The sequence below is a fragment of the Nocardia sp. NPDC051787 genome, assembly GCF_040681325.1.
In the GTDB taxonomy this organism is placed as follows: Bacteria; Actinomycetota; Actinomycetes; order Mycobacteriales; family Mycobacteriaceae; genus Nocardia.
The window spans coordinates 145,009-168,594 of the sequence record NZ_JBFAYO010000010.1 but is presented as its reverse complement, the minus strand read 5'-3'; the positions used below and the strand labels follow the sequence as shown (position 1 = coordinate 168,594).

Annotated in this window: 21 protein-coding genes; 6 read left to right on the top strand and 15 right to left on the bottom strand. The window is 68.6% G+C overall.

What is annotated here, in order from left to right; all coding sequences use genetic code 11:
- Positions 1 to 236 precede the first annotated feature (236 nt).
- Positions 237 to 1,055: an isocitrate lyase/phosphoenolpyruvate mutase family protein gene (locus AB0M45_RS13555; protein WP_364327265.1), complete on the top strand. Its 819-nt coding sequence runs from the start codon at positions 237 to 239 to the stop codon at positions 1,053 to 1,055.
- Here AB0M45_RS13555 and AB0M45_RS13550 read toward each other — a convergent pair whose 3' ends face one another.
- Positions 1,056 to 1,547, bottom strand: a complete 492-nt coding sequence (locus AB0M45_RS13550; RefSeq protein ID WP_364327262.1) for a pyridoxamine 5'-phosphate oxidase family protein — start codon at positions 1,545 to 1,547, stop codon at positions 1,056 to 1,058.
- A gap of 64 nt (positions 1,548 to 1,611) precedes the next feature.
- Between AB0M45_RS13550 and AB0M45_RS13545 the strand changes: the two genes are divergently transcribed.
- A complete protein-coding gene (locus AB0M45_RS13545; protein ID WP_364327259.1) occupies positions 1,612 to 2,583 on the top strand; it encodes a WYL domain-containing protein in 972 nt (323 codons plus the stop codon).
- 105 nt (positions 2,584 to 2,688) lie between these two features.
- On the opposite strand, the gene AB0M45_RS13540 is transcribed toward AB0M45_RS13545, so the two are convergent.
- Positions 2,689 to 3,942, bottom strand: coding sequence for an epoxide hydrolase (locus tag AB0M45_RS13540; protein WP_364327256.1), 1,254 nt, complete (start codon positions 3,940 to 3,942; stop codon positions 2,689 to 2,691).
- A gap of 63 nt (positions 3,943 to 4,005) precedes the next feature.
- On the opposite strand from AB0M45_RS13540, the gene AB0M45_RS13535 reads away from it, so the two are divergent.
- Positions 4,006 to 4,971, top strand: coding sequence for a YafY family protein (locus tag AB0M45_RS13535; protein WP_364327253.1), 966 nt, complete (start codon positions 4,006 to 4,008; stop codon positions 4,969 to 4,971).
- 110 nt (positions 4,972 to 5,081) lie between these two features.
- Here the strand turns inward: AB0M45_RS13535 and AB0M45_RS13530 are convergent, their stop codons facing one another.
- Positions 5,082 to 6,179 carry an FAD-dependent monooxygenase gene (locus AB0M45_RS13530; RefSeq protein WP_364327250.1) on the bottom strand — a complete coding sequence of 366 codons (1,098 nt, stop codon included), beginning with the start codon at positions 6,177 to 6,179 and terminating at the stop codon, positions 5,082 to 5,084.
- Positions 6,180 to 6,292: 113 nt separating this feature from the next.
- On the opposite strand from AB0M45_RS13530, the gene AB0M45_RS13525 reads away from it, so the two are divergent.
- Positions 6,293 to 6,853 carry a TetR family transcriptional regulator gene (locus tag AB0M45_RS13525; protein ID WP_364327247.1) on the top strand — a complete coding sequence of 187 codons (561 nt, stop codon included), beginning with the start codon at positions 6,293 to 6,295 and terminating at the stop codon, positions 6,851 to 6,853.
- A gap of 107 nt (positions 6,854 to 6,960) precedes the next feature.
- On the opposite strand, the gene AB0M45_RS13520 is transcribed toward AB0M45_RS13525, so the two are convergent.
- Complete coding sequence (locus AB0M45_RS13520) at positions 6,961 to 7,458, bottom strand: hypothetical protein (protein WP_364327244.1); 498 nt, start codon at positions 7,456 to 7,458, stop codon at positions 6,961 to 6,963.
- Between the two features lie 510 nt (positions 7,459 to 7,968).
- On the opposite strand from AB0M45_RS13520, the gene AB0M45_RS13515 reads away from it, so the two are divergent.
- Positions 7,969 to 9,459, top strand: a complete 1,491-nt coding sequence (locus tag AB0M45_RS13515; protein WP_364327241.1) for a DUF222 domain-containing protein — start codon at positions 7,969 to 7,971, stop codon at positions 9,457 to 9,459.
- Between the two features lie 510 nt (positions 9,460 to 9,969).
- Here AB0M45_RS13515 and AB0M45_RS13510 read toward each other — a convergent pair.
- The 10 genes from AB0M45_RS13510 to AB0M45_RS13465 all read right to left on the bottom strand — a co-directional run bounded on the left by AB0M45_RS13510 (position 9,970) and on the right by AB0M45_RS13465 (position 21,486).
- Positions 9,970 to 10,740, bottom strand: a complete 771-nt coding sequence (locus AB0M45_RS13510; protein ID WP_364327238.1) for a hypothetical protein — start codon at positions 10,738 to 10,740, stop codon at positions 9,970 to 9,972.
- A gap of 219 nt (positions 10,741 to 10,959) precedes the next feature.
- Complete coding sequence (locus AB0M45_RS13505) at positions 10,960 to 11,913, bottom strand: ADP-ribosylglycohydrolase family protein (protein WP_364327235.1); 954 nt, start codon at positions 11,911 to 11,913, stop codon at positions 10,960 to 10,962.
- A gap of 342 nt (positions 11,914 to 12,255) precedes the next feature.
- Positions 12,256 to 13,560, bottom strand: coding sequence for an amino acid deaminase (locus tag AB0M45_RS13500; protein ID WP_364327232.1), 1,305 nt, complete (start codon positions 13,558 to 13,560; stop codon positions 12,256 to 12,258).
- A 255-nt stretch (positions 13,561 to 13,815) separates the two neighbouring features.
- Positions 13,816 to 16,587, bottom strand: coding sequence for a phosphoenolpyruvate carboxylase (gene ppc, locus AB0M45_RS13495; RefSeq protein ID WP_364327229.1), 2,772 nt, complete (start codon positions 16,585 to 16,587; stop codon positions 13,816 to 13,818).
- A 63-nt stretch (positions 16,588 to 16,650) separates the two neighbouring features.
- Positions 16,651 to 17,070: a VOC family protein gene (locus tag AB0M45_RS13490; RefSeq protein WP_364327226.1), complete on the bottom strand. Its 420-nt coding sequence runs from the start codon at positions 17,068 to 17,070 to the stop codon at positions 16,651 to 16,653.
- Between the two features lie 96 nt (positions 17,071 to 17,166).
- Entirely contained in the window at positions 17,167 to 17,433 is a 267-nt protein-coding gene (locus AB0M45_RS13485; RefSeq protein ID WP_364327223.1) for a hypothetical protein, read from the bottom strand.
- Between the two features lie 107 nt (positions 17,434 to 17,540).
- A complete protein-coding gene (locus tag AB0M45_RS13480) occupies positions 17,541 to 18,098 on the bottom strand; it encodes an ATP/GTP-binding protein (protein WP_364327220.1) in 558 nt (185 codons plus the stop codon).
- Between the two features lie 16 nt (positions 18,099 to 18,114).
- Positions 18,115 to 18,549 carry a DUF742 domain-containing protein gene (locus AB0M45_RS13475; RefSeq protein WP_364327217.1) on the bottom strand — a complete coding sequence of 145 codons (435 nt, stop codon included), beginning with the start codon at positions 18,547 to 18,549 and terminating at the stop codon, positions 18,115 to 18,117.
- Positions 18,546 to 18,929, bottom strand: coding sequence for a roadblock/LC7 domain-containing protein (locus tag AB0M45_RS13470; protein ID WP_067470251.1), 384 nt, complete (start codon positions 18,927 to 18,929; stop codon positions 18,546 to 18,548). The genes AB0M45_RS13475 and AB0M45_RS13470 overlap by 4 nt, the downstream gene beginning before the upstream one ends.
- 112 nt (positions 18,930 to 19,041) lie before the next feature.
- Positions 19,042 to 21,486 carry a nitrate- and nitrite sensing domain-containing protein gene (locus AB0M45_RS13465; protein ID WP_364327214.1) on the bottom strand — a complete coding sequence of 815 codons (2,445 nt, stop codon included), beginning with the start codon at positions 21,484 to 21,486 and terminating at the stop codon, positions 19,042 to 19,044.
- Between the two features lie 438 nt (positions 21,487 to 21,924).
- Here AB0M45_RS13465 and AB0M45_RS13460 point away from each other — a divergent pair, with 438 nt between their 5' ends.
- Positions 21,925 to 22,464, top strand: coding sequence for a DUF3558 domain-containing protein (locus tag AB0M45_RS13460; RefSeq protein WP_364327211.1), 540 nt, complete (start codon positions 21,925 to 21,927; stop codon positions 22,462 to 22,464).
- 69 nt (positions 22,465 to 22,533) lie between these two features.
- On the opposite strand, the gene AB0M45_RS13455 is transcribed toward AB0M45_RS13460, so the two are convergent.
- Complete coding sequence (locus AB0M45_RS13455) at positions 22,534 to 23,586, bottom strand: hypothetical protein (RefSeq protein ID WP_364327208.1); 1,053 nt, start codon at positions 23,584 to 23,586, stop codon at positions 22,534 to 22,536.

Here is a 23,586-nt window from a genome sequence, read left to right as displayed (position 1 = left end):
CGGCGGGTTCGACGTGCATCGGCCCGGTGAGCCAGTCCAGGCCCGACGCCGTGAGCGCGAAACCCCGGTCGCTGTCGAGCAGGCCCTGCGCGATCATGGCGTCGGTGACGGCCACGCCGATGCGCCCCCGCGGGATGGTCGTGGCAGGTGCGGCCGGGGGGCGAGCACGGCGGTGCGCAGGCTGGTGACCGTGGAGCTCGGCGGGTACCGAAACGTCCCATGGCTACCGTCAGTGCATGACTTCGCCTTCCGAGCTACCGAGCACGCCCGCCCCGACGACCGAGTTCGAGATCTTTCGCGGTCTGCACTACCGGGACCAGCCCCTGGTGCTGCCGAACGCCTGGGATTTCGCCTCGGCCGCGCTGCTGGCGACCGAGGGATTCCCGGCGATCGGTACCACCAGCCTCGGGGTGGCCGCCGCTGCCGGGCTCGCCGACGGCGCGGGCGTCACCGAGACCGAAACGCTCGCCATGGCCCGGCGGCTGGCGGGGCTGCCGGTGCCGGTGACCGTCGACATCGAGGGCGGATTCCACGAAATCCCCAGCGCGGTAGCCGATTTCGTCAAACAACTCGCGGCGTGCGGGATCGTGGGCGTGAACCTCGAAGACGGCCGCGCCGGATCCGCCCTGGCCGCACCCGACCACCAGGCCGAGCTGATCACCGCGATCAAGAACCGCACGCCGGAGGTGTTCGTCAACGCCCGCGTCGACACCTACTGGCTGAGCCTCGATCACAGCTCCACACACGACCGCGTGCGGCGCTACGCCGCGGCCGGGGCCGACGGCATCTTCGTTCCCGGCTTGACCGACCGAACCGGGATCGAGCAGATCGTCGCGGCGACAGACCTGCCGGTGAACGTCCTGTATTCGGCGACCGGCCCCACTGTCGCGACGCTGGCCGAACTCGGCGTACGCCGGGTCAGCACCGGCTCGCTGCTCTACCGTGCGGCGCTGTCGGCCGCCGTGGACGTCGCGCGAGCCGTGCTGCAGGACGCGCCCGTGTCGTCGGGAATCGTGACCTATCCCGACATCCAGCGCCTCCTGCCCGCTCGGTGATCAGCGCTTGGGAACCACACGTTCGCCCTCGCCGGGCTTCCAGATGGTGATGTCGAGGCGGTCGCCGACGACCTCGACGGTCGAGGCGCCGGTGAGATCGGCGACGTAGAAATGGTCGAATTCCTGGCCGCGGATGTCGAAACCGGTGTCATCGAACAGCTGCTGGGCGAAGCGGGCGTGCACGGCCCGGTCGGGCAGGTCGACGACGGTGCCGAAGAGTTTGGCGTCGCCGTCGGAGACGTTGGTGTCGACGGTGGCGGTGTGCAGGCAGAAGCGCGGATCCCGGGCCAGGTCGCGGAACTTGGTCGTCCCCGGCATGCCCGCGATGACGAGGAAGTCCTCGAAGATGCGCGGCTCCACCGGGCTGATCCGCGGGTATCCGTCGGAACGGAGGGTGCCGAGCATGCAGAGGTTGCCCGCGGCACGGTGCCTGCGCAGGAAGATCTCGGCGACGTGCGGCGCTTCTTCGGTGAATCGGCTCCAAGTGGTCATGGGGACGACGGTACGGCGAATACTTGCCATCTTCTGTCAAGGTTTTCCGGCTAGTCTCGCAGGCATGCGGGCGAGTCGACTGGTGCAGCTGCTGTTGCTGTTGCAGACGCGCGGCCGGTTGACGGCGCCGGAACTGGCCAGGGAGCTGGAGGTGTCGGTGCGCACCGTGTACCGCGATATCGACGCGCTCTCGGCGGCGGGCGTCCCGGTGTACAGCGAGCCGGGCCGGGCGGGCGGCGTGCGGCTCGTCGAGGGCTACCGAACCCGTCTGACCGGACTCACCACCGAGGAGGCCGACGCGGTCCTGCTGACCGGATTGCCCGGCGCCGCCGCCGATCTCGGGCTCGGCACGGTGCTGGCCACCGCGCAGCTGAAGGTGCTCGCTGCGCTGCCACCCGAACTGCGCGGGCGCGCCACGCGCATCGCCGAGCGGGTGCACGTGGACGCACCGGGCTGGTTCCACCGGCCGGACGAGACGCCGACGCTCGCGACCGTCGCCGACGCGCTCTGGCACGACCGGACGCTACGCGTGCGGTATGGACGCAAGGACAAGGTGGTCGAACGCCGGCTCGACCCGCTGGGCCTGGTGCTCAAAGCGGGCACCTGGTACCTGGTGGCCCGCGACGGGTCGGCGCTGCGTTCCTATCGGGTGAGCCGCATCCTCGCCGCCGAACGGACCGGCGAAACCTTCGTCCGCCCAGCGGAATTCGACTTGCGGGCACACTGGGCCGACGCCGCCGACGATTTCGCGCGCTCGATGCTGCGCGTACGGGCGCGCTGCCGGATCGCGGCCGGCCACCTGCGGTTGCTGCGGCTGATGAACGATCCGGCAGCGGTCGCGGAGGCGCTCGCCTCCGCCGGTCCGCCCGACGCCGAAGGGTGGGTGGAAGTGGTCGTGCCGTCGGAGTCCTACGAGGTGCTCGCGACGGGCATTCTTCCGCTCGGCGAGTTCGTCGAAGTGCTGGAACCGCCGCAGCTTCGCGCGCACCTCGCGGCGACAGCCGCCGCCATGCACGCGCGCTACTCCGGCGAGTAGGCCACCCGTGGGAGAGGCCGACCGGCCGCCGAGCCGGACCCGTGTTCGTCCGGCTCCCGGCGGATCAGCACCTCGTCCATCGGTGGCGACGGCGGATCCGAGTGGTCAGCGCAGCGACCGGAAGAATTCCCGCACATCCGCGGTCAGCAGATCCGGCGCCTCCATCGCGGCGAAGTGCCCGCCGCGGTCGAACTCGGTCCACCGCACGATGTTGTGCGCGTCTTCGGCGAGCTTGCGGATGGACATGTCGCCTGGGAAGAGCGCCGCCGCGGTCGGCACGTCGGACTTCTGCACCGGCGCGCCCCACGCCGCGGACTCGCTGTAGAGCCGAAGCGATGAGGCGAAGGTTCCGGTGAACCAGTAGAGGCTGATGTTGGTCAGCAGGGCGTCGCGGCCCACCGCGTCCTCCGGCAGGTCGATAGCCGGACTGGTGTACTGACGGAACAGGTCGGTGATCCAGGACAGCAGCCCCGCAGGCGAGTCGTGCACACCGATCGCCAGTGTCTGCGGACGGTTGGCTTGCAGTGTCGCGTAGTCATACCGGGAATAGCTCTCCGGACCGCTCAGCACCGCCAGTTTCGCCTGATCTTCCGGGCTGTACTCGGATTCCGCACCACCCGGTGACCACTCGCCCGCGGACACCGATTCCTCCGCACCGCCACTGGACCACTCGCCCGCGGACGCGGATTCGGCCGCATCTCCCCAGGATTCGTCGCTGTCCCACGCCGGGACGGTGATCGGACCGTTCACGTGGATGCCCGCGAGGTGCTCACGCGCGATGTGACCCAAATGGGCGGCGACGAAGTATCCGGCGTCGCCGCCTTGCACGCCATAGCGGTCATAGCCCAGGCGCGCCATCAGTGCGGCGACCACCTCCGCGAAGCGCTCGGTCGAGCCCGCCCCGGCGTCCGGGGCAACCTCGGAGAACCCGAAGCCCGGCAGCGAGGGAATCACCAGGTGGAACGCGTCGGCGGGGTCGCCGCCATGCGCACGCGGATCACTCAGCGGCCCGATCACCGGCAGGAACTCGACGAACGACGCGGGCCAGCCGTGGTTGAGCACCAGCGGCAGGGCATCCAGCTCCGGCGAGCGCACATGCAGGAAATGCACCTGCCGCCCGGCGATCTCGGTGACGAACTGCGGCAGCTCGTTCAGCTTCGCTTCCACGGCACGCCAGTCGAATTCCGTGCGCCAGTACTCGGCCAGCGGCCTCAGGTAGGACACCCGCATGCCCTTGCCCCATCCGACGCCGGGCAGGTCCTGCGGCCACAGCGTGTTCGCGAGGCGGCCGCGCAGATCGTCGATCTGCGCCTGGGGGATTTCGATATGGAAGGGGCGGATGTCCTGTTCGGTAGTCATGCAGGCCACGGTAGGAACCGCTTAGGACGAATTCGTTCCTAAGATTCCGGCATTCTGAGAACCATGCTGGAAACCTCGGCCCGCCTGCTCAAACTGCTGGCCCTGCTGCAGACCCACAGCGACTGGACCGGCGCCGAACTGGCCGAACGGCTCGGCGTCACCGGACGAACCGTGCGCCGCGACATCGACCGGCTGCGCGAACTCGGCTACCCGGTCCACGCCACCCAGGGCGCCGCCGGTTACCGGCTCGGCGCGGGCGCCGCGCTACCTCCCTTGCTGCTCGACGACGACGAAGCGGTCGCGGTGGCGGTCGGCCTGCGCAGCGCTTCGGGCGCCGTGACCGGTCTCGAGGAAGCGTCGCTGCGCGCCTTGACCAAGCTCGAACAAGTGCTGCCGCCCCGGTTGCGGCACCGCGTCCGCACGCTGCGCGGCGCCACGCTGCGCGTCGCCGCGCCCGCCACGCGGGTCCACCCCGACACCCTCATGGCCATCGCCGAGACTTGTCAGCGACACGAACGCTTGCGATTCGACTACCGCTCGCACAGCGGCGCGCCCGGTCTACGCACCGCCGAGCCCCACACGCTCGTGCATTTCAGCAGGCACTGGTACCTGGTCGCCTGGGACGTGGACCGCGCCGACTGGCGCACCTTCCGGGTCGACCGGATCACCCCGCGGATTCCCACCGGCCCCCGCTTCACACCACGGGAGCCGCCGGAAGGCGATGCCGCGGCATATCTTTCGATGCGTTTGTCCGCCGGTGCGTGGCCGTATCAGGCGACGGTGCTCCTGCACCGATCCGCCGAGTACGCCGCCGATCGAGTGTGGCCGGGCATGGGTGTCCTGGAAGCCGTCGACGACCACAGCTGCCGCCTGCACGTCGGCGCCGAGTCACCGGAGCAACTGGTATGGATGATCACCTCGGTCGACCTCGACTTCACCTTGCTCACCGGGCCGCAGGAACTCGTCGACGCCCTCCGCGCCCAAGCAACCCGCTGCCAATATGCCCTGCGCGACTTTTCGGTGCCATAGTGTCCGCGGCCCAGCCGCAGGAACGCAACGACTCATCCGCGACGCGCAACCTGCGGCCATCGTGCCGTGCGCCCCTCGCCCGCGTCGCCTGGTTCATCGTCGTTGGTCTGCTAGCAGCTCCAATCCAGCACTGATGCCAGCGATCTGAGCTGTACCGAAGGGGGAATCGCGCGTATCAGGGTGTCGCGGATAGCGACTACAGGCGCGAACGAGAGTTGCGCCGCCGCGCCGAGACGACGGGAGCGGTCCGCGATCATCCGTGTGCGTGGCCTGCGCTCCCGGTCGTAGCGGGTGAGATCTCCGTCGGCGGCCGCCCTTGCCAGCACCACGGCGTCCTCCAGCGCCTGGCAGGCACCCTGTCCGAGGGTGGGCATCATCGCGTGCGCCGCGTCGCCGACCAGCGCGATGCCCCCCGCCATAGAAGTTTTCAGCGCGGGCAGATCGTAGAGGTCGTGCTTCAGCAGCTCGGATTCCCTTGCCGCCGCGAGCAGCGCGGGGATCGGCTCATGCCACCCGCCGAATCGGTTATGCAGCTCGGCCAGCCCATCACCCGGGGCGCCCTCGGGCATGTTCGCCGTCGCGAAGCAGTAGACCCGGCCGTCAGCGATCGCGCCGTAGCCGAAACGCTCGCCGCGGCCCCAGGTTTCACCCATGCCGATGACCGGTTCGTGCGGCGTGACGACGACCCGCCACGCGGTGTAGCCGCCATAGCGCGGCCGCACCTCCCCGCAGACCGCACGACGCACAACGCTGCGGATGCCGTCGGCGCCGACGACGACGTCGCCGCTGGAGGTCCCGGCCGAGTGCAGCACCGTGCCATCGACTCGCGCTTCGGTCACCGTGACGCCGGTGCGCACCGCGTCCACTGGGATCGCCGAGCGCAGGATGTGCACCAGATCGGCGCGGTGCATCATGATCGGGCTGCCGTAGCGCGCCCGGATCGCCTCGGCGTCCATCCGCGTCAACCAGCGGCCCGCTGGGTCCCGGATGCCCGCCGTCCCTCCCTCGACGGCACGCTCGCGGACCCGATCGCCGAGACCGAGTGCGTCGAGGGCGCGAAGAGCGTTGGGCCACAACGACAATCCAGCGCCGACGGCGGTGATCTCGGTGGCCCGTTCGAGTACTTCGACATCCCATCCCTGCTGGAGGAGGGCCACAGCGGCCGCCAGACCGCCGATGCCACCGCCCACGACGACCGCCTCGGACATAAACGTCCCCTTTCTCCTGCCCGCGCCGCGGGCTACAACTCTCGACGGCACTACGAATGTAGTGGGAATCGCGACCGCTGCAACCAGTGTCACTACTGATGTAGTATTGCGATGTGTCCACCAAACGCGAACTCGTTTTGGACGCGGCGATCGAGCTGCTCGGGTCCCGCGGCACCCGCGCGCTCACCCATCGCGCGGTCGACGAGGTCGCCGGCATGCCCGCCGGGTCGGCCTCCAACTACTTCCGTACCCGCGAGGCGCTGCTCACCGGCATCGCCGAGCGGCTCGAAGCACGTGATTACGCGGACTGGGAAGCGCTCAGCCGCCGGCCCATACCGCGCACGATCGATGAACTCGTCGACGGCATGGCCGCCTTCGTCGTCCACGCGGCGCGCACCGATCGGATACGAACGCTGGCCCGCTACGCCCTGTTCCTGGAAGCGCAGACGATGCCCGCGCTGCGCGAGAGCGTGCGACGCGGACACCGCCGGCTGACCGACTGGGCCGCCACCCTGCTGGCTGGAGTCGGCGGCGACCAGGCGGCGACGCGCATCCTCGTCGCCCAGTTCGACGGAATCATCCTGCACCAGTTGGTGAATCCGGCGCCGGACTTCGATCCACGCCCCGCGCTGGACCGGTTGGTGCGTGCGCTGATCGGCGGCGCGGCAGGCTGACGGTGGCGAACGGGATCGCCGGATCGGCTGACCATCACCACCGCGGCACCCCGCATCGACGGACACCCACCAGCCACCCGCGCTCCCGGCCTCTCAGGTCAGCACAGCTAGTCGTCGTCGTTCAGCAGACCCAGCTCTCGTTCGGCGTGCAGCAACGCCAGTGCGTCGATCCCGCGGTGCAGGATCTCGTCCACGCCCACGTCGTCGGCTCGCGGGCGCAGGTAGATCAACGCGTCGAGGGCTGCATGACTACCGGCGACACGTAATGCCTCGTCACGGCTGACCGGCCCGTCGCCGCAGTCCTGGCGGATCACGAAGGCGTACAGAATGCGTCGGACGTCCTGCTGGAGCTCGGTTGCCTTCAGGTACCGATTGATTTCTGCGGCGGCGTCGGCGTGGGACCCCTCGGATTCGGTGACGGTCGCCGTATAGGTGTAGTTCTCGTCGGACCGAGTCCAGCGCGCGCCGGTGAGATGGACCGTCTCGAAACCTACATCGGAAAGCCGCTCGGCAATCTGGAACGGATCGTCGGATAGTAGGTAACCGGGTGTGTGCTCAGCGAGTCCAGCCCGTTGCGGATATGCCTCCCAGACGACCTTGGTCACCAACCTAACCTAGCCGACAATTGCCTTGCGCACCTGGAGAATCCGCCGAGAAAGACTGTGTCGACCGGACTGTTGCGAGAGCGCGGGTGAGCGGCCTCATGCGTCAGAGGCATCGCGGAAGTACGGTTGCCCGGCACATAATCATGGGCGGTCCAGGTCCGCGTTTCGCGGCGCGGGTACGCAAGGTGTAGAACGACATCCCGATACGCGGCTTTCACCGCATCCCACAGTTGCCAATGCCCGGGGAACGACTCACGCACAGGGGCGAGGTCAGGGCGTGCGCCGTCTTCGCCGAACTACACGACTCCGGCCGCGCCGTTGGCGATATCCAGCGCCGAGTACCGCGCCGGACATCAGTCACATGGTTCACCAGCTGCGAATGGTGGCCCTGAATCGCATCCTGGATAGGCGCGCTACTGAGTCGAATTCGCTTGTGAAGCAGGCGAAAAGACGCAGATCAGAATAGGTTTTCTATTGTCTGGACAGATCCCGATCGGCTAGGATTCGAACATGGGTTCGGGTGGGGAGAAATCGTTGTCGCCAGCGGTAGCGCCGCTGGCGGACGCGGTCGCGGGTCTGCTCGAGCTGCCGCTGACCAGCTTGTCCGACGACGAGGTCGTCGATCTGCTGCGCGGTCTGGAGACCTGCGCCCGCCGGTTGGCGGCGGTGTCGCATCGACTGCTGGTGGAGGTCCAAGAGCGGTCGATACCGGCCCGCGCCGGGGCACGCACCAGCAAGCGGTTTCTGATGGAAACCCTGCGGTTGTCGGCCGCCGACGCGGGCAGCCGGATCGCGGCGGTGCGGGATCTCGGGGTCTGGCACACCATGGACGGTGGAGACACCGCACCGGCCCTGCCGCATACCGCCGCGGCCCAGGCTGCGGGCGAGATTTCGGCCGATCATGCACGAGAAATCGCGGCGGTGATGAAGCGGGTGCCGCGCGGAATCGAAGACGCCGATCGAGAAGCGGCCGAACAGATCCTGGCCGAATTCGCCCGCTCCGGATCCCCGGACGACATCAGCAAGGTCGGCGACCGCATCCTCGCCCACCTCGACCCCGACGGGAAACTGACCGACGACGTGGATCGCCAAAGGATGCGTGGCATCACCCTCGGGCGTCAGCGCGCGGATGGCATGACCCCGATCCACGGGGAGATCACCCCACTGTTGCGGGCACTGCTGGATCCGATCCTGGCCAAGTTCGCCCGTCCCGGCATCAACAATCCGCAGGATCCGAACAGCCCCACCGGTCTCGGCGGGCCGATCGACCGTCACGCCCTGGCCGAAGCCGCCGAACGTGACCACCGCTCGACCGCCCAGCGCAACCACGACGCCCTGGTGGCGGTGCTGCAACCCGGCCTGGCCCTCGATCGGTTGGGCAGTCACCGGGGGCTGCCGGTGTCGGCGATCCTGACCATGAGCATCGCCGATGTCGAAAAGAGAGCGGGGGTGGCGACCACCGCCTCCGGCAGCAGTGTCCCCATCGGCGAAGCGTTGAAACTGGCCGAACAAGCCGACCTGTTCCTGGCGGTGTTCGACCACCACGGTCTGCCCTTGCACCTGGGACGGACCAAGCGGCTGGCCACCCCCGCCCAGCGGCTGGCGTTGATCGCCGCCCTGCGCGGCTGCTCCCGCCCCGGCTGCGACGCGCCCGCCACCCTCTCCGCGGTGCACCACATCACCGACTACGGCAAAGGCGGCACCACCGACATCGGCAACGAAACCCTGGCCTGCGATCACTGCCACTCCCTCGTCCACGATGGACCCGGCGGCTGGAAAACCATTGCACTCGGCGATGATTCACGATTCCCGGGACGAACAGCGTGGATCGCGCCACGCCACATCGACCCCGACCAGATCCCGCGCGTGAACCACCGCCACCACAGCGGTGAACTACTCGCCGACACCCTCGCCCGCATCCACGAACACAACCGTCAAGAACATCAACAACACCGCCGAGGACCGGGGCAACCCCCACAACCCGGCACCACCGCCGCCTAACGGGGATACCGAAGTAAGCCGCTGAGCCGACCCGGTGTATGTGCTAGCAGGTGAGCACGCCCGGCGCCTGAACTGCGGGGATGTGCGGTCAATCCATGCCCGCCCAGCGGCAGGGCCATGCGGGCGGCCCGAATCGCTCAGGTCTCCAGACTCATCGAGGCCGCCGGGTGGCTGGTCGTCGACACCAACCAACACTGAAATCGGCGAACGTCTCTTCATGAGCCCGGCCACAGCACGCACCCACATCGGCGGTTTCGCGCGATCGTGGGACTGACGGGACCTCCAGACCCGCGCGCAGCGGCATTTCCGGACGTTCCTTCGGGCGGGAGGTTCCAGAGAACCGGGCGAGGTAGGCCGCTGAGGCCAGCCGCAACACGAGGTCGTCACCGGCGAAGGTGACGTCGATGTCTGCTGAGGTACTCATACACAACGATGCCCACGCGGTTCCGCGAGCGTCACTGGTATTGCCGCAGACCGTCGGTTTCGCGCGGGTCGCGGCTTTGCAGGTTGTCAGGCGCATTGGGGGTCGTGCTCATTCGTCGGATGGTGTGGTTTCCGCGTCGGGGGAAGCCGTTTGCGGGGAGGGTAGATCGGATCCGGGGAGTGTCCGAACAAGAAGTCGCGCAAGGCTCGCAGATATTCGTCCTGCTGCTGTTGGCCGAGGAACATAGTCGTGTTCGGGTCGAACCAATAGTTCGGCGTCGGACGTCGCGCGATCACGTAGTCGAGGGCTTCGCGCACCATGTCACCGTAACTCGGCTCCTTGGTGATGGCGAAGCGTAGTTCTGACTGGTAGCGCCACATCTGATCGCCCAGATAGGTGTAGGGCATCTTGCCGACCGGCCACAGCAGACTGTCGACGTGCGGGATTTCGTCCCACCACTCCGGGAGCGGGTCGGGGCGCACGCAGGCCCCCGGCTGGCCTGGTGAATCCGTGAGGCGTTCCGGGCTGGAGGCGGGCGCGGCGGGATTTCGGCCGACGCCGCGGGGACGCCACATCGGCCCGGTCCAGAGGTTGCTGGGCGGATACCAGATGCCGCGCCACACGGGAACTCCGAGATGGGAAGGGTTCAGCGGGAGTTTCTTTGCGAGCGAGATGTCGATCGTGATGCGGCGCACTGGGGGTAGGACCGTGTCGTCGGGGAACAGATCCGCCACCATCGACAAGCAGTCCCGTTCGTCGAATCCGGTCACACCAACGCCCTGGCTCAGCATCAGCCAGGAGAGTCGTCGGTCGTTGCCTAGATCGAATTCGATCCAGAATCGCCGCACCGTGGACATACGCGGCCTCCTCCAATGGCCCCCTACTGCCGAGCGCTTGCCGCACGATACCGCCCCTCCGATCGGTGCGCGCCACTCGATAATCGGCAAAGTAGTGCGTTTGAGATGTCATGTGCCGAAGCAATGTACGCGGCCAGGATGTAGTTCGGGTGCCGGTCGAGGTACCCATGCCCCACTATGACCGCGATCGGCGAACTGTTCACCACCCCGATCGCGGCATTACCGCACGTTCGAGCCTTGCCTGTCGTCGAGTTTTTGCTGGGCGTCGCCATCCGTCGCCCAGGTCGGCAGTGGCTCTCGCGCCGATAACCACTGCGGGGGTATTCCGCGTACGCCGCTTCGCGTGCCGATGCCTGTGCGCGCTGCCACGATCCCGCCGACGATCGCGGCCGTGGTGTCCGCATCGCCGCCGGCCTCGATACACGCGGTAACGGCGGTGGGATAGTCGTCGAGGAAGCTCGCGGCCGCCCAGAGGGTGAACGGCACCGTGTCCTGGGCGCTGACTTGCGCACCGTTACCGAGTTCGTATGCCGCTTCGGCCACCGATCGCCCCAGCAACCGCCGGGCTCGGCGGACACCGCTCGCGGTCCGGCCCTCGACCAGGTACGGCTCCACAACGTCCAGCAGTTCCTCAGGCGCGCAATGCCTTCCGCGGGTCGTCGCGGCGTGGCTCGCCGCAACGGCAACCGCCATGGCGGCCACAATCGCTTCCGGATGCCGATGCGTCACCTCAGCCGACAATGCGGCTTGGACCGCCGCACGGTCCAGGCTTCCGGCGAAATACGCTCCGAGTGGGGCGACCCGCATAGCAGCACCGTTGCCCCAGGAGCCGCGCCCGTCGAACAGGGCGCCCGCCGCGTCGGCCCAAGGCCGTCCGTCGCGAATCTCGTGCAGCACAGCGACTGTGCCGCCACTATAGCCCCGGTAGGGCTCGCAACGGTCGGCGAAGGCTGCCGCCAGCCCGTCGCGGTCGATCTGGCCGTAGCCACGGATCTGCGCATACACCGAGCAGGCCATCTCCGTGTCATCGGTCCATTCCCACGGCGCCGCCGGCGCTCGGCCGGCGAGAAGATCGGGTAGCGAACGGCCCGGGACGAAGAACTGAGCACCCAGCGCATCACCGACGGACAAGCCCTCGAGACTGTCACGAGCGACATCGGAAACCAGCGGCATATCGGCAACCATGCTGCCAAACCACGACAAGCCATCGCAACATCCCTGCCCCAAGGCATCGCTGCTCGACGAGCCGAATCGCCAGTCGCGGACGTTCATGAGATCGAGTTGCGCGCGTCGACCGTCGAGCCGACTGGTGTCACATCGATCTGTGTTGTGCGCAGAGTGGGTGGTCGAACCAAAATCTACGCGCACTGCCGCGGCCGAAGCCTACGCAAACGTCCGCTTGTCGGTTTTTTCGTGCGTTCGGTCCCACTGGGACGTGGGCGAATCGGAGGCCCGGTTCCAGCAGGTCGTCGGCGGTCAGGTGCCAGTTCGGTTTCGAACACCTCGGCCGTACCGTCAGAAAAATGTGTGCAGGAAGTCGACTACACGCGGTGTCGGGGCGTCGGCGTCATCGATCACCGGGATGAGCCGCCACTTGTCGAAAGCGGTGCACGGATGGGAGAGCCCGAGGCGTACGACCGTACCGATCGGCAATTCCCTTGCGGCGCGGCCAGGTAGGCGCAAGAAGGTGTGCTGGTCGTTGAGTGCCGACACCGTGGCGTCCGGATCGAGTGGCACGCTCTTCAGTCCGGCAATCCGCTGCGGGATCGGGAATCCCTCGTCGAACGGCAGATCGCGCTTTCCCGCGTCCAGCAGTGCTAGTCCGGGCTCCGGGCGGGAGAGCGTGCGCGCCCAGCCGTGCATCGCGGAGCGCAGCGGCCGCTCGCTGCGGGGTGCCGCCAAGGGCGACATGGCCGCGTAGAAGCCGTCGTCATGGATGACGTACGCCCCGGAGCGCAGGACGACCGTGGTCGCGACACCGCGCGTGCCCTGCTCGTCGGCGAGCGGGGCGAGGTATTCGACAGTCAGCTCCGGATAGGCACTGCCGCCCGCGGTGACGATCGCGGAGCTCCCGTACAGCCCGGCAGCGGCGAGTTCGTGATGCAGGCGGGCGAGTTCCGCGAGATAGTCGCGCACCGCGCGGATGCTGTCCGGCGTGCGATCGTGTGCGAGCGCGCCCTCGTAACCGCCGACCCCGGCCAGCGTCAGCCGTGACGCCTGGTCGATCGCCCGTGCGACAGCATGCGCCTGCTCGACCGTGCGTGCTCCGGTCCGGCCGCGCGGCCCGCCGAGTTCGACGAGTACCCGGACGCATTCCGATCCCGGCGCGGTACGCAGGTGCCCGTCCATCAGAGCGACCGTCTCGACGCTGTCGGCCCAGCAGACGAACTCGAAATCCGGGTCGTTTGCCAATTCGGCTGCCAGCCAATGCAATCCGACCGGATCGACCAGCGCGTTGGCCAGCAGTACGCGCGCGACGCCGAAGGCTCGCGCCACCTGCGTCTGCCAGATGGTGGCCAAGGTGATCCCCCATGAGCCCGCCGCCAGCTGATCGGCCCACACCTGCGGGGCCATCGTGGTCTTGCCGTGCGGCGCGAGCCGCACGCCCGCCGCGCGCACCCAGTCGGCCATCACCGCGATGTTCGTCGCGACCGCCGCGCGATCGACGGTCAGCACCGGCGTCTCCAGCTGATCGAGAGCCGGTGCGGTGGCGAGGAATTCCCGCACGGTGTGGCCCCAGGAAGTCGGCGGCATGCCCTTGTGTTCGGGGCCTATCACCCGATCCCCGAGTGCCGCCACGGCTGCTTCGTCGATCGACACGGCGCTCCTTCCCGGCCGGAACGACCGGCATCTCTTCTCCAATTACCCGACAGCCGATACGGCGACCTCGAATCCGCGACCAGAATCCCCGCACATATGGCACGGTCGCGAACGGCTTGCACATGCGCTCGGCACCCTTCACGCGACCCGAGCACCGCCACGGCTGCTCCGCCGACCGGCACAGCGCTCCATCCTGGCTGGGTCCGACCGGCTTCTCTTTTCCGGCCGGTTGCTCGGCATTCCGTCACCTGCTGCTCAGCCCGAGTTGCGCAATGCGGTGGCCAGACCGTTCATGGTCAGCAGAATGCCGCGCTTGACCAATTCCGAGTCGTCCCCGGCGCGCAGGCGGCGCAGCAGCTCTACCTGCATCTGGTTGAGCGGCTCCAGGTACGGGAACCGGTTGTGGATGGACTCGGCCAGCGAAGGGTTGTCCGCAAGCAGGTGATCGTTGCCGGTGATCGCGGCGTGCATGCGGATGGTCCTGGCGTGCTCGTCGCGGATCATGCCGAAAATCTGCTCCCGCAGCGCCACGTTGTCGACGAGTTCGGCGTAGCGGGCGGCGATGTCCAGATCGGTCTTGGCCATCACCTGGGCCAGGTTGGACAGCACCGTCCGGAAGAACGGCCAGCGGCGGTACAGATCCGCCAGCGTCGCCAGACGCTCCGGATCGCCGCCGATCCACTCCTCCAGCGCGGTGCCGGTGCCGTACCACCCGGGCAGCATCACCCGCGCCTGGCTCCACGACATCACCCACGGGATAGCACGCAGGTCGGCGACCGAACTGGTCGGCTTCCGCGACGCGGGCCTGCTGCCGATGTTCAGGTCGCCGACCTCGGCGACGGGCGTGGACTGGCGGAAATACTCGACGAAGCCGGGGGTCTCGTGCACCAGACGCGAATACGCCGCGCGGGCGCGCGCCGCCAGATCGTCCATGATCCCGTAGGACGGCTCCGCGTCCGGCCCGAGGCCTTCCACGTCCAGCAGTGTCGACTCCAGGGTGCCCGCGATCAGCGACTCCAGATTACGGTGCGCCGCACCGGGTTCGGCGTACTTCGCGGCGATCACCTCGCCCTGTTCGGTGAGCCGCAGCGATCCGCGCACCGCACCCGCGGGCTGGGCGAGGATCGCGTCGTAGCTGCGTCCGCCGCCGCGGCCGACCGTACCGCCGCGACCGTGGAACAGCCGCAACCGGATTCCGGTCTTGCGGGCCACCTCGATCAGGTCCAGCTCCGCCCGGTACAACGCCCAGTTGGCGGCGAGGTATCCGCCGTCTTTGTTGGAGTCGGAGTAGCCGAGCATCACTTCCTGGCGCATCCCCTGTGCCGCCACCAGCTCGCGATAGACCGGAACCTCCAGCGCGGCGGACAGCGTGGCCGCCCCGGCTCCGAGGTCCTCGATCGTTTCGAACAGCGGCACGATGCCCACCGGGCAGCTCGGCGGCCCGTCCGGCTCACCCGGATCGAGGAGCCCGCCCTCCTTCAGCAGCAGGGCGGCTTCCAGCAGGTCGCTGACCGACGTGCACATGCTGATGATGTAGTTCGGCACCGCCTCCGCGCCGAGGGTCTCCACCACCTCTCGTGCCGCGCGGACGATGTCGAGCTCCTTCGCGGCGAGTTCGCTCAGCCGCGCGTGCGGGCCGAGCAGCGGGCGGCGGGTGCTCAGCTCGGCCGTGAGCAGCTCCATTCGCCGCGTCTCCGGCAGGCTCGCGTAGTCCGGGTGCACCCCGGCCCAGGCCAGCAGCTCCGCGACCACCTGCTCGTGCACCTCGGAGTTCTGCCGCATGTCCAGACCTTGCAGGTGGAAGCCGAACGTTTCCAGTGCGTAGCGCAGCGCGGCGAGGCGGTCGTCGGCGAGCAGGCCGTCACCGCTGCGCCGCAGCGCGACGTCCACGGCGTCGAGGTCGTCCAGCACCGCCTGGGGCGTCGAGTAGGGTCGCGCCCCCACATCCAGGCCGTTCGGCGGCACCTCCCCGAGCGCTGCCAGCGCGGTGGCGGTCAGGCGAGCGCGAATATGGTGCAGTGCCCGGCGATACGGCTCGTCGGCGTGCGTGGCCGGATCGGGATACCCGGACTCGGCGAGCGCGGCCACCTCGGGCGTCACCGCGACGAGCCGGGCCGACAGCGACAGCGTCTTCTCCAACTCGACCAGCTCGTGCAGATAGCGCTCGAAGGCGACCCCCGCGGCGCGGTAGGCGGCCTGACGCACGACATCGGCGGTGACGTACGGATTTCCGTCCCGGTCGCCGCCGATCCACGAGCCGGGCCGCAGGATCGGGCGCGGCAGCAGCTCCACACCGGGCCAGCGTGAGCGCAGCGCGGCGCGCACCTCGGCGTTGATCGCCGGGATCACGTCGAACAGGGTGAGGTCGTAATAGCGCAGCCCCACGGAGATCTCGTCCTGGATGCGCAAACGGGCCAACCGGATCAGCGCGGTGCGCCACAGGCTGAGCACCTGGCGACGAATCCGCGACTCGAGATCGGCGCGCTCGCGCTCGCTCTCGGCGTAGCGCTGGCGCCGCCGCATCAACTCGGTGATCCGGGCCTGCGCGTCGAAGACGGTGCGGCGGCGCGTCTCCGTCGGGTGTGCGGTGATCACCGGCGACACCAGTGCGTCGGCCAGCAGATCGGCGACCCGGTCGCCGTCCAGCGCCGCCGCGTCCAGCTTGCGGTAGGTCGCCGCGAGCGAGGAATCCTGCGGCGGTTCACCGGCCGCCTCGTGCGCGGCGCGGCGACGGTCGCGCTGGATGTCCTCGGCCAGGTTGGCCAGCAGGACGAAATAGCTGAACGCGCGGATGAGCGGGAGTGCGACCGCGATGTCGACACCGTCGAGCATCTCCGCGACGGCGCTGCGGCCGACCTCCTCGCGACGCACCCGGAACGCCTCGATGCGCACCCGCTCGATGAGGTCGAAGACCTCCGGGCCCTCGTGGTCGCGGATGGTGTCGCCGAGCACGCCACCGAGGAACCGGATGTCGTCGCGCAGCGGCCGGATGGCGTCCTGTGCGGTGTCGATCGTCGATTCGCCCATGGTCAGACAGTATTGTCCGGTCTGCGAATGTATGCGACGCGGCCCACGACGGACCGTCCCGGCTCAGCCCTGTAGTTCGGAAAAGCGCAGGTAGTTGCCCCACGGGTCGCGGAATGCGCAGTCACGGACCCCGTACGGCTGCGAGATGGGCTCCTGCGTCACCTCCACCCCGGCGTCGCGCAGCCTGGCGAAGGTCGCGTCCACGGCGTCGGTGACGAATATCAGGGTGCCCTGCGCGCCGCTGGCCATGCGCGCCTGCGCCGCCGCGCGGGCCGCGTCATCCGGCACCATCTCGGGGGTCTCCAGGATGAACTCGATCCCCGGCTGCTTCGCCGGACCGACGGTCACCCAGCGTCCGCCGGCGAAGGGCAGGTCCGCGCGCACCTCGAGTCCGATCACGTCGCGGTAGAACTCCAGCGCCTTCTCCTGGTCCGCAACCAGCACGCCGACGTGGGACAGGGCGAGGTCTTTGCCATTGCTCATGAAACTGCGCTTTCTGCTCGGTGAGGCTTGCCACCACTATGGACGGCGGCCGCGCGGCGAATTCATCGGCCACTGTGTCCACTGTTTCGGCCGGTGTCACAAGCGCTGGTCGAGCATCCCTTCGCCGCGGTCACGTCGCCGTCGTTCGGTAACCTGACGTGAACGCCGATCACGTTCGCTCGGCACGACTTCTCGGATCGACCAAACGGTGACGTGGGTGAGCAAGGTTTCCGCGATCGCTGGCATGCCCTGGGAGCACAGCTGGCGCTGTTCGATCTCGGCGTCCTGCTGCTGACGGCCGCATTCCTCGCCTACTGCCGGGCGATGTCCGCGCGGCGCCCTGCGCTGACGTATCGCTGTCAACGCTCACCCGGCGGAGGGTGCGACCAGCTGCCACGACGGCCGGTACTTCGCGACAAGCACTGTGTCCCCGGACCGGTGACGAGGCCTGGCCTAGGTCGACCAGCGGCTCAGGCGGGAAGGTCGACCGTCCGGTGCAGGAGCACCTGCTCGAGCAGCGACACCAGCACGTCCTTGACCGAATCGCGTTGCCGCGCATCGCATTCCAGCACCGGAATCCAGCGCTCCAGTTCGAGTGCCTCGCGCACCTCGTCGACGTCGAAGTGCGTGCTGCCCTCGAAGCGGTTGACCGCGACGACGAAGGGTGTGCCGCGTTCCTCGAAGTAGTCCAGTACCGGATAGCAGTCGTCGACGCGGCTGGTATCCACCACGATCACCGCGCCGAGCGCGCCGTCGACCAGGTCGTCCCAGAGAAAGACGAATCGGTCCTGTCCCGGTGTGCCGAACAGATACAGAATCAGCGAACCGTCCAGGGTGATGCGGCCGAAATCCAGGGCCACGGTGGTCTGTGTCTTGTCCTCGCGGTGTCCCGGATCGTCCACGCCGACGGCCATTTCGGTCATCGCCGCCTCCGTCACCAGCGGCTCGATTTCCGAGATGGCCCCGATGAATGTTGTCTTCCCGACGCCGAATCCGCCGCTGACCACGATTTTCACCGAGGACGGCATGGTAGGCGTTCGTATCTCAGAGTGCCCGGACAAGGTCCCTGATCCTCTCGATGGCAGCGGCGGTGAGCTGGTCGGCGGCGCGCACGGTCACGTGTCCGGTGGCGGCCAGGTCGCTGACGACGACCTTCGCGACCCCGATCGGAACGCGCAGCGCGGTCCCGATCTCGGCGATGGAGTGCGGCTGCTGGCACAGCCGCACGAGGGTGCGCTGCTCGAAGCGCAGCGGCGCGGACAGCGCCCCTGGCTGCGCCCGCACCAACGTCTCGATCCGCAGTCCGTCCAACAGCGGCGTGGTGCGTCCGGCGGTGACGACGAAGGGCCGCACGAATTGCTCGTCGCCGCCAGCCGATTCGTTCGCCGGGCGGCCCGGCGGCGTGCCGAACCCGCCGTAGGTTCCCTGCACCGGGATCATGCGTGGGTCCGGCAGCCGAGGTAGCTCTGGTCGTCTCATCGCCGCAGCGTCTCGCGTAGTTCGGCGATGAGCGCCGGATCCAGCAGTGCGCCTGCTCGGTCGGCGAGTACGGCCATCTCGTAGCCGACCAGGCCGACATCGCACCCGCTGTCGGCGATCACGCCGAGGCAGCTGCCGTCACCCATCGCCGAGACGAGCAGGAACCCGCGCTTCATCTCGATCATGATCAGTTTCAGACCGTCGAACGAGTAACTGCGCGAGGCGCTCTTGGCCAGACCGACCAGCCCGGACACCATGGCGGCGAGCCGGTCGGCCGAGGTGCGGTCCAAGCCTTCGGACATCGCGATGAGCAGTCCGTCCGACGAGACCGCGACCGCTTCCCGGACTCCGTCGGTCTCGCGGACGAAGTTGGCCAGCATCCAGTTGAACGTGTGCGGGTCGGCGCTCGATAGGTGGGTGGTCACCGGATCTCCTGTATCTTGCGGGGGCTCCCGCACTTCGTCGGCTCGATGAGCGCTGTGCGATTGTGTTTCATCGAGCCTCCTCTGCGATGGGCACGGCAGGCTGGAATTCGCACGCCGAATCGACGGCGCGGATGTCGGTGGGGCGGGCTACGGCGACGGCCGGTGCGCCGCGCTGGTGCCCGGTCCGGAAGGCGGACAGCATGCTGCGGGTCTCCTCAGGAGAGCGATCGACCGCCGGTGCGAGCTGCGGCCGGGGCACGGCGGCGGGACCGGGACGCGCGGCAGCCGCGCGGGCTTTCTTGTTGCGCTTGACCAAGCCGTTCTCGGTGCGCTGAATTTCCGGCTCGTCGGAAACCGATCGCATCGCCGGACGGGATGATTCGGTTGCGGGGCCGAGCGGCGCGGCCGCCGATTCCGTGCGCGGCGAAACGAATTGGCCATAAGCGGACGTGCCGGCCACGGAGTGCGCCGGGGCCGAGATCACCGACGCGGGTAGCGCACCGATCTGATCGATCCCAGTCGCGGGAGGGCGCTGTACCGCCGGACCCGAAACAACCGGGCGCGCAGCGGTAGCACCCCGCGCGGTGCCGACTGGCGCTGAGTGCGTCGCTGCGGCCGCCTGTCCAGAGTCGGCCCCGCTTTCGAGTCGGGCCGCGGCAGAGTTCTCACGCACGGCGTCGCCCGACTGTTCCCATTCAGCCTCCAGCATTCCCGGCGGCAGCGTCAGGCGCGCGACGATGCCGCTCACCGGCGAAACGCTCAGCTCGACGCCGATGCCGAGACGCTGGGCCAGCCTGCCGACCACGTAGTGACCGAGATTGCGGGTGGGCGCGACGACGAAGTCCTGCTCGCCGCGCAGCCGCGCGTTGGCCCGGGCCAGCTGCTCCGCGGGCATGCCCACACCGTGATCGACCACGGCCAGCAGGTATCCGCCCGGCACGGTGCGCCCGTAGATTTCCACTTCGAGATCCGGCGGCGAGAAGGCGAGCCCGTTCTCGATCAGCTCGGCGAGCATGTGCGCCAGCTCGCTGGCCGCCGACCCGGTGATCAGCACCTCGTCCATGCGCCGCAGTACCACCCTGCGGTAGTCGTCGACCTCGGACAGACCGGCCCGGATCGCGTCGCTCAGCGGGATCGGTTCCGCCCAGCGGCGCGGGCTCGCCTCGCCGACCAGCACGAGCAGGCTTTCGGCGTTGCGGCGCATGCGGGTGGCGAGGTGGTCGAGTTCGAACAGGTTCGACAGCGCCTTGGGATCGAGTTCCTCGCGCTCGAATTCGCTGATCAGATTGAGCTGGCGGCGCACCAGGTTCTGGCTGCGGCGGGCCAGGCTCACCATCGACTCGGTGGTGTTGCGGCGCACCAGCGCCTGCTCCGACGCGAGTTCGAACGCGGTGGACTGCACCCGGTCCAGCGCTCCGGCAACCGCGGCGATCTCGGCGCTCGCCCCCGGCGGCGTGCACACCGGCGCGGGCGGGTCCGGCCTGACGTCGGCGCCGGTGCGCCAGGCGGCGATCACGTCGGGCAGGCGCCTGCCCGAGACGTCGTCGGCGTCGGCGGCCAGCCTCGCCAGCGGCCGAACGATCGCCCGCACCGCGGCGACGACCAGCGCCACCTCCACCGCGATCGCGGCCAACGCGGCGAGCACGAACGCGCCGAGGACGAGGGCGGCCTTGCGGCGCAACACGTCGGCGCGCTGCCGCACGTCGGCGCCGACCGCCTGCTGCACGGTGCGCTGCTCGTCGATCACCGCGGTCGTCCTGGTCCACCAGGTGATCGGGTCGACCGGACGCGCCAGCTGTCCCCCGTCGGAGGCGATCGCGATGTTCTCCGACTCCGCCGCCGCGACCGCGTCGGCGCTGTCCAGCGCGGCGTCCAGGCGGGATCGCTGGGCCGGGGTGGCGGCGCGGGCGAATGCGGCCAGACCGGCCAGCTTGGCCGCGCGGATGTCGAGGAACTGCACGTACTCTCCGGGCCCGAACTCGTCGGCGGCGAAGACGCCGTTGAGGAATCCGCGTTCCCGCGCGGTCTGCTCCTTGGCCTCGCCCAGCGCGTAGAGGGCCTGCAGACCGTGCCGGACCGTGGGGTCGCTCGCCTGGTCGAGACCGAGGGACAGGTGGTTCAGCGCGTCGATGGCGTCGGTGTAGTACTGGAAGGCCGCCTGCCGTGACGTGCGCAGCTCATCGATCCGGGACCGGGTCGCGTCCAGGTCGGTCAGCGGCCGGGCCGCCGAGCGCACCCGATCCGCGCCGGGTGGGTTGCTCGCCATCGCCTGTTGCAAGTCGCGCAGCGCGCGGTCGACGGCGCCGCGCTGGTCGTCCACCGGCTGCCGCAATCGCCCGTCGCCGCCGAGCAGGCCGTTGGTCAGGCCGCGCTCGCGCTGCGTCTCGTGCACCAGGTCCTGCGCCGCGAGGGCCAGCGAGACCGCCGCCACCGTGTCCCGGCTCTTGCGATACGCGTCGATCTCCCGCGTGACCAGGGTGCCCAGCAACGCGAGCACCAGAACCAGTGACACGACGAGGATTCGGGCCAGCTGCCCGCGAATGGTCCGAGGGCGGACGATTCCGCTGCTGGACGCCTGCCGTTCACCGACGAGGGCGACGGGCGTGGAAAGCCGTGTGCCGCCGGAATTTTCCGGCCGTCGACGTAACCGCACCACCCTGGCTCCTCCGATTGCCCCGCCGTGATCGCTCCACGGTGAGCACACGAAAACAAGGGCAAGCTTTCACAGCGCCTACCCACTGTCAACGCGAAAAACGGACAAATCGGACAATGTGCGGACTTATAAACACACTGGCAACGAAGGGTTACCGGGCGCGACAAGAGCGACATCCGTCCCCACCCGATCGGATGCCGAATCCCACTGCGTCGTACCCGCCTTCGCCCGGCGTCAAACCCCCTAGCGCGGTTCTGATACAGTCCGGCCCGAAACTCCGAAGGGTAAGAGAGCGGGATGGCGCACCGAATCACGTTGGTTCCCTTGGCGGCAGCACTTGTGCTCGGCCTGACCGCCTGCGGCGGCGACGAATCCGGCGGGTCACCGGCCACGAACAGCACGCAATCCACGAGCGCCAGCGGTACGCACACCCAGCTGTTCGACCCGTGCACCGGCATCCCCGAGACCGCGCTGACCACAGCCGGACTCGACCCGGCCACCGAACAGGTCGGCGTCGGCGGCGTCAAGCAGCCCGGCTGGGAGATCTGCGGATGGAAGGGCACCGACTACACCCTCGGCGTGTTCTCCACCAGCGGGACCGTGGCCGAGTTCGAGCGCAAGCCGGGCAATGTCGAGTTCCAGGACGTCACCATCGCCGGACGCGCGGGCCGCCAGTTCCGAGTCGACGGCGCCGCCAAGGATCAGATGTGCGACGTGCTGTTCGCCGCCGGGCAGGGGTTGCTGCAGCTGACGCTGGTCAACAAGACCGCCGGACAGAGTCCCTGCGACCGGCTGGCGGAGGTCGGCGCGGCGATCGTCCCGGCACTGCCGATGTAGCAGAGCCATCCTCTCGCCAGTAGTGCGCACACGGCGGAGCGGAACACGAAAGCCTAAGCGCCGCAGGTGTTATGCCCGTTGTCCACCAGTCGGCCCCGTGGCGTCGGCGAGAATACTGCGCACCACGTCGGAGGTGTAGAACGGCGCCAGACGCTCGCGAATCAACCTGGCGAGCACACCATCCCGCTTCGCCCCCGCGATGACCGCAGGGCCGTAGCGCAGGATCTCCTTGGCGATGTCGTCGCCGGAGAGACCGAGTTCGGGCAACATGGCCGCCAGCGTGTAATCGCCGTACTTGGTGAAGAACACCTCGACGCATTCATCCACGAGCAGGCCGAAGTACTCCTTCTCGCGCGTGGTGACAGCGATTTCGTAGCACAGCAGCACCAGCTCGTTGAGATCCTTCTGGGTCAGGTATTCACGCAGGCCGCTGACCGGTTCGTCGGCGTGCAGGTCCCAGAACTCCATCGCGGCGTCGTGCACCGGGGCGTCGCGCAGCATCTCGCGGATCGCGTTGTTGGTGCGCTTGAGCGCGAACAGCGCGCCCTTGCCCGCGAGGTCACCCACAAAGGTGCTGTCGGCGGCGACCTTCTTCGCCCGATTGGCGGCGGACTGGCCCAGCGACATGAGCGAGGAGACGCCCGGGATCTTCTCGGCGCGTTCCCGGTTGGCCTGCATGAAGTCGTTGATCAGCTTGTCCACGAACTTCGAGGCGACGGTGGCGACCAGCGGGCTCTCGGTGAGCCGGTCCAGGATGCGCTCCTGCGCCTGGTGCATGCCGAAGATCTTCTCCAGCAGCGCCTCGACCGGCTCGCGGTCGACCACCTCGCCGAGCGTGTAGTCGTGATTTTCGGCGATGTGGTCGTAGATGGAATCGGCGAACACCCCGACCATGTCGGCGAGCACCGGACTGCCGCCGATCAGCTCGATGACGGTGCGGACGGTTTCCTTGGCCTGGTCGATCTCGACGATGTCCCGGAAGACCAGCGTGTCGGCGACCGCGAGCACGGCTTCGGTGTCGCGCGCGATCACCTCGGCGAAGCGGTCGCCGGTCACCTCGGCGAGCAGGAATTCCACTTGGGCGTCCAGCAGCCGTTCGGCGATCTCACGCGGCTCGCTCAT

Bases quoted from the DNA above. Each gene is read 5' to 3' on its own strand.
- AB0M45_RS13535 (WP_364327253.1), top strand. From the start codon at position 4,006: ATGCTGGAAACCTCGGCCCGCCTGCTCAAACTGCTGGCCCTGCTGCAG.
- AB0M45_RS13480 (WP_364327220.1), bottom strand. From the start codon at position 18,098: ATGCCGTCCTCGGTGAAAATCGTGGTCAGCGGCGGATTCGGCGTCGGG.
- AB0M45_RS13530 (WP_364327250.1), bottom strand. From the start codon at position 6,179: ATGTCCGAGGCGGTCGTCGTGGGCGGTGGCATCGGCGGTCTGGCGGCC.
- AB0M45_RS13455 (WP_364327208.1), bottom strand. From the start codon at position 23,586: ATGAGCGAGCCGCGTGAGATCGCCGAACGGCTGCTGGACGCCCAAGTG.
- AB0M45_RS13475 (WP_364327217.1), bottom strand. From the start codon at position 18,549: ATGAGACGACCAGAGCTACCTCGGCTGCCGGACCCACGCATGATCCCG.
- AB0M45_RS13460 (WP_364327211.1), top strand. From the start codon at position 21,925: ATGGCGCACCGAATCACGTTGGTTCCCTTGGCGGCAGCACTTGTGCTC.
- AB0M45_RS13545 (WP_364327259.1), top strand. From the start codon at position 1,612: ATGCGGGCGAGTCGACTGGTGCAGCTGCTGTTGCTGTTGCAGACGCGC.
- AB0M45_RS13555 (WP_364327265.1), top strand. From the start codon at position 237: ATGACTTCGCCTTCCGAGCTACCGAGCACGCCCGCCCCGACGACCGAG.
- AB0M45_RS13515 (WP_364327241.1), top strand. From the start codon at position 7,969: ATGGGTTCGGGTGGGGAGAAATCGTTGTCGCCAGCGGTAGCGCCGCTG.
- AB0M45_RS13470 (WP_067470251.1), bottom strand. From the start codon at position 18,929: ATGCTGGCCAACTTCGTCCGCGAGACCGACGGAGTCCGGGAAGCGGTC.
- AB0M45_RS13505 (WP_364327235.1), bottom strand. From the start codon at position 11,913: ATGCCGCTGGTTTCCGATGTCGCTCGTGACAGTCTCGAGGGCTTGTCC.
- ppc (WP_364327229.1), bottom strand. From the start codon at position 16,587: ATGGGCGAATCGACGATCGACACCGCACAGGACGCCATCCGGCCGCTG.
- AB0M45_RS13490 (WP_364327226.1), bottom strand. From the start codon at position 17,070: ATGAGCAATGGCAAAGACCTCGCCCTGTCCCACGTCGGCGTGCTGGTT.
- AB0M45_RS13550 (WP_364327262.1), bottom strand. From the start codon at position 1,547: ATGACCACTTGGAGCCGATTCACCGAAGAAGCGCCGCACGTCGCCGAG.
- AB0M45_RS13540 (WP_364327256.1), bottom strand. From the start codon at position 3,942: ATGACTACCGAACAGGACATCCGCCCCTTCCATATCGAAATCCCCCAG.
- AB0M45_RS13510 (WP_364327238.1), bottom strand. From the start codon at position 10,740: ATGTCCACGGTGCGGCGATTCTGGATCGAATTCGATCTAGGCAACGAC.